The organism is Streptomyces sp. 13-12-16 (assembly GCF_002114215.1).
Lineage (GTDB): Bacteria > Actinomycetota > Actinomycetes > Streptomycetales > Streptomycetaceae > Streptomyces.
Genome location: NZ_NCTE01000977.1, coordinates 1 through 4,635, shown reverse-complemented (window position 1 = coordinate 4,635; position 4,635 = coordinate 1). Strand labels below are relative to the sequence as shown.

The following is a 4,635-nucleotide window of genomic DNA, read 5'->3' as shown; positions in this document are numbered from 1 at the left end:
GCCCCGGGGCGGGGCCCCCCCCCGCCACTGCACCGGCCTGGCCGCCTTCCGGCCCGCCGCGATGACCAGCTCCTTCACCGACCACGGCTGGTCGGGATACTTCGCCACCGGCGGGCGTCCCCTCCCGGAGTACGGCTCGGCCACCAGCGCCGCGTCGGCGCTCTGGGCGGAGAGCGTGGCGGAGATCCCCACCACGTAATTCAGGCCGCGCTCCTGCAGTCCGTGCCGGAACGCGGCGGCGTCGCCGTATCCGGCGTCCGCGACGGCCAGCGGCACCTCGAGTCCCCAGGAGCGCGTCTCATCGAGCATGTCCAGGGCCAGTTGCCACTTCTCCACGTGCCCGACATCGTCCGGGATGCCGCAGGCAGTGCGACGGGCGACCTTGTCCGCATCGGCCTTCGGCGAGGCGGGATCCCAGGACGGGGGCAAAAACAGCCTCCAGTTGACCGCCGCGGAGGCGTGATCGGACGCGAGGTGGAGCGAGACGCCGACCTGGCAGTTGGTGACCTTGTCCGCGGCGCCGGTGTACTGCCGCGACACGCACGCCGAGGCGCTTCCGTCCTTGAGGAACCTCGTGTCGTCGAAGACCAGGGCCTCGGGCCCGATCGCCTCCTCCATCCGCCAGGCGAGCTGGGCCCGGATGTGTGCCGGGTCCCAGGGGCTGGTGGTGATGAAGTTGGCCAGCGCCTGACGATTGCCGTCCTCCCCGAGCCGGGCGGCCATCGGCTCGACCGACTTGCGCTGTCCGTCGGTCAGCAGCCCGCGCAGATACACCTGCCCCCACCGGCGCTGATCCTTGCGCGCGAACGGCTCGAACACCTCCGCCGCGAACGCCTCCAACTCACCACGCACCGCAGCAATCTTGTCCGGAGTCACACACCCTCAACGCCACACCAGGCCCCAAGGACACGCACCACACCAACCGACCTGACCAAGCCCTACTAGGGTCCGTCTTCAAACGGATCTTGCCCAGAGCAGGAGCGACGCGAGACTGACCGCTGCCTCGTATGAGGTGGCGGTCTTGTCGTATCTGGTCGCGATGCCGCGGGAGCCCTTGAGCCGGTTGAAGCAGCGCTCGACGAGGTTGCGCCGGCGGTAGGTCTCCCGGTCGAATCCTGGCGGTCGACCGCCGCGGCTTCCGCGCTGCAGTCGGTGCCGCCGCTGGTCGGCCTTCTCGGGAATGGTGTGCGCGATGCCGCGTCGCCGCAGGTAGGCGCGGAAACCGCGGGAGCTGTAGGCCTTGTCCGCGATGACCTGGTCGGGTCGGCAGCGTGGCCGGCCGAGGCTGCTGCGGGGAACGCGGATGCGTTCGAGCAGGATGTGTGCGCAGACACTGTCATGGCGCTGGCCCGGCGTGACGAGGAGGGCCAGAGGACGGCCCTTGCCGTCGCAGGCGAGGTGGACCTTGGTGGTCAGTCCGCCCCGGGATCGGCCGAGGGCGTGATCGTCCGGTTCGTCCGGCCGCTGATTCCCCCTTTTCGGCCGGTGGCGGCGGCGTGCTGGTGGGCGCGGACGATGGTGGAGTCGATCTGGACCAGCCAGTCGATGTCACCGGCGGCGTCGGCCCGGGCCTGGATCTGCTGCAGGGCCCGGGTGAACACCCCGTCGATCGCGTAGCGGCGGAAGCGGGTGTAGACCGTCTGCCAAGGCCCGTAGCGTTCGGGCAGGTCACGCCACGAGATGCCGGTGCGGATCTTGTAGACCATCCCGTTGATGACCTGGCGGTCCGACACCCGCGGCCGGCCCGTCGCGGCCCGCGGTATCAGTGGAGCGAGCAACTCCCACTCCTGGTCAGTGAGTTCATGACGACGTACCACCCCACCATGATCCACGATCTGATGATCTTTGAAGACGGACCCTAGAGGCCAGTGGCATGAAGCATCGTGTCCTGCCATGGCGAAGCGGGACGGCGTATGCCGTGAAGATGTGCAACAACGTGCTGGGCGAGACGGCCCTGACCCAGCACCGGTTTGACTGGCTGCTGGGGAGACCCGGGTACGAACGGGCATCGAGCCAGGGTGCTCGTCGACGCCTGCTGGGAGGACCACCAACTCGTTGTCGAGTAAGGAGAGCAGGAGCACGACCAGCCGATTTCACACTTCGCCAAACCGGACCGGCTCACCGTCGGCTGTGTCCGCCGTCCAGTAAGAGAGCATCTGATCACTGTTCAGGCTGTTGTGGCGGTCATGTCCGTTTCGATTCGCCAGGGTGGCGTGGATTCTCCCGTCAGTTCGCGGGCCATTTTGTTAGCCATCGCCCAGTGGATCATTGCCCGGGATCTCTGGGGCAGGGCTTCGTAGTCCCGGACCAGGCGCCGGTGCTGCATCAGCCAGCCGAAGGTCCGCTCGATCACCCAGCGTTTCGGCAACGGCTCGAACCCCTTGGCTCGAGGCCGCTGCACCACCTCCACGTCGATGCCGAGCAGGGCACCGTGATTGAAGATGCTGTTCTGGTATCCACCGTCGGCCCAGACCTTGTACACACTGGGGTGGTCCGCGGCCACGTCGTCGAGCAGGAGCTTGCCGCCGGTGGTGTCGTGCACGTTCGCGGCAGTGATGAGGACGGCCAGCACGAGACCGAGCGTGTCCGTGATCAGGTGCCGTTTGCGTCCTTTGATCTTCTTGCCGGCGTCGATGCCCTGGCTGGTCTCGGCGACGTTTGCCGAGGTCTTCACGCTCTGGGCGTCGATTACGGCCGCGGTCGGCTCGGCCCTGCGGCCGTGGGCTTGACGGGTCTTGTCGCGTAACAGGTCGTGGACCTGCTGGGTCGTGCCGTCTGCTTCCCACTTCGCGTAGTAGTCGTAGACGGTCTTGTACGGCGGGAAGTCATGGGGCAGGTACTCCCACGGGATGCCGGTGCGGTTGACGTAGAGGATCGCGTTGACGATCTCCCGCAGGTCGTGCACCCGGGCCGCCGTACCAGGGCCGGTCCGTCTCGCCCGCCAGGCCGTGAAGACCGGCTCGATCAGAGCCCAGCGGGCATCGGACACATCACTGCGGTACGGACGGCGATCACTCACACACAGTGCAACGACCGTCAACGCCACCGGTCACACAAACAGCCCAGAACATCAACTATCTAGATCAGATGCTCTCTTAGTAGCGGACCTGTCCCGCTACCTGCTCGCCCAGCACGTTCACGTGTACGAAGTGAACCGACCTGATCGCTCGGCCCGCCGGCTGCTCGGGAAGCCGGACCCGCTCGACGCTCAGGCCGCCGCGCGAGCCGTGCTCAGTGGCCGCGCCCGGGCCCGGGCCAAGTCCGGCGACGGTCCGGTGCACAGCGCCCGGATCTTCAAGCTCGCCAAGGACTCCGCGATCAAGGCCCGTACCCAAGCGATCAACCAGCTCAAAGCCGTCCTGGCCATCGCCGATCCCGCCCCGCGGGAACGACTGTCCAGCTTGGGCAACCGGGAGCTCTTCCGCACCTGTGCACGCCTCGGGCCAGGTGACGGCGAGAACGCGGTGGCCCAGGCCACCCGCATGACCCTGAGAATGCTCGCGGAGCGCGTCGAACAGCTCACCGGGCAGATCAATGAGCTGAACCAACGCCTGACCCAGCTCGTCGAATATCACGCCCCACAGCTACTCGTACCGGTGGGCATCGGCCCGGACAGCGCAGTCACCTTGCTGATCACCATGGGAGACAACCCGAGCGGCTGAAGACCGAGGCATCCTTTGCTGCCCTTTGCGGGGTCAGCCCCGTCGAGTATTCGTCGGGCCGTCGGAGCACGCGCCGGCTCAACTACGGCGGTGACCGGCAGGCAAACGCCGCCCTGCACCGCATTGTGTTCACTCGCCTGCGCCACGATTCGCGCCCTCAGGCGTACTTCGAACACCGCACCCGGGAGGGCAAGACCCACCGTGAGTTCATCCGATGCCTCAAGCGGTATGCCGCTCGCGAGGTCTTCAACCTGGTCAGACCGGTTTCCCGCGCCCCCGCGTTATAGGGGCGTCCGTGAGACGTGAGAGGGTCTGGGGCGTGAGTGAGACACCACCCAACACCCTGCAATACCGCTTTGACGGGCCAGAAGACGCTCCGGTTCTGATCCTGGGTCCCTCACTGGGTACCACATGGCACATGTGGGACCGGCAGGTTCCCGAGCTGACGAAGCAGTGGCGTGTGTTCCGGTTCGATCTGCCGGGACACGGAGGCGCCCCCGCCCACCCCGCGGGCTCGGTCGCCGAACTCACCGCGCGGCTGCTCGCCACCCTGGAGAGCCTCGGCGTGCAGCGCTTCGGCTACGCCGGCTGCGCGCTCGGCGGTGCCGTCGGGATCGAGCTGGCCCTGCGCCACCCCGAGCGGCTCGCGTCCCTCGCGCTGATCGCCGCCTCGCCCCGCTTCGGCACGGCGGACGAGTTCCGCCGGCGCGGGGTCGTCGTACGGACGAACGGGCTCGACCCCATCGCCCGTTCCTCGCCGGAGCGCTGGTTCACCGGCGGGTTCGCCGCCGCCCAGCCCGCGATCACCGAGTGGGCCGTGCAGATGGTGCGCACCACCGACCCCGGCTGCTACATCGCCGCCTGCGAGGCGCTCGCCTCGTTCGACGTGCGGGCCGGGCTCGGCAGCGTCGGCGTGCCCACCCTGGTGCTGGTCGGTTCCGAGGACCAGGTCACCGGTCCCGCCGAGGCCCGT

General features: G+C 68.0%; 6 protein-coding genes. 3 read left to right on the top strand and 3 right to left on the bottom strand.

Going from position 1 to position 4,635, the window contains the following annotated elements; genetic code table 11:
- The 3 genes from B7767_RS33465 to B7767_RS33455 all read right to left on the bottom strand — a co-directional run.
- Positions 1 to 876, bottom strand: an 876-nt coding sequence (locus B7767_RS33465; RefSeq protein WP_085575385.1) for an IS701 family transposase, incomplete at its 3' end; no start/stop codon positions are given.
- 78 nt (positions 877 to 954) lie between these two features.
- Positions 955 to 1,817, bottom strand: a protein-coding gene (locus B7767_RS33460; protein ID WP_107486473.1) for an IS5 family transposase whose coding sequence is annotated in 2 segments (ribosomal slippage) — positions 955 to 1,458 and positions 1,461 to 1,817 — 861 coding nt in all. Because the reading frame shifts where the segments join, the coding sequence is not laid out codon by codon here.
- A 350-nt stretch (positions 1,818 to 2,167) separates the two neighbouring features.
- On the bottom strand, positions 2,168 to 3,019 hold the full coding sequence (locus B7767_RS33455) for an IS5 family transposase (RefSeq protein ID WP_085575384.1): 852 nt from the start codon (positions 3,017 to 3,019) through the stop codon (positions 2,168 to 2,170).
- A gap of 121 nt (positions 3,020 to 3,140) precedes the next feature.
- On the opposite strand from B7767_RS33455, the gene B7767_RS48585 reads away from it, so the two are divergent.
- From B7767_RS48585 to B7767_RS33445, 3 genes are all read left to right on the top strand, one after another.
- The gene (locus B7767_RS48585) at positions 3,141 to 3,662 is read left to right on the top strand and encodes a hypothetical protein (RefSeq protein ID WP_256923658.1); all 522 of its coding nucleotides are present in this window, start codon (positions 3,141 to 3,143) and stop codon (positions 3,660 to 3,662) included.
- Entirely contained in the window at positions 3,569 to 3,949 is a 381-nt protein-coding gene (locus tag B7767_RS48580) for a transposase (protein ID WP_306298019.1), read from the top strand. Before B7767_RS48585 ends, B7767_RS48580 begins: the two co-directional genes overlap by 94 nt.
- 32 nt (positions 3,950 to 3,981) lie before the next feature.
- Positions 3,982 to 4,635, top strand: a 654-nt coding sequence (locus B7767_RS33445; RefSeq protein WP_143652759.1) for an alpha/beta fold hydrolase, incomplete at its 3' end; no start/stop codon positions are given.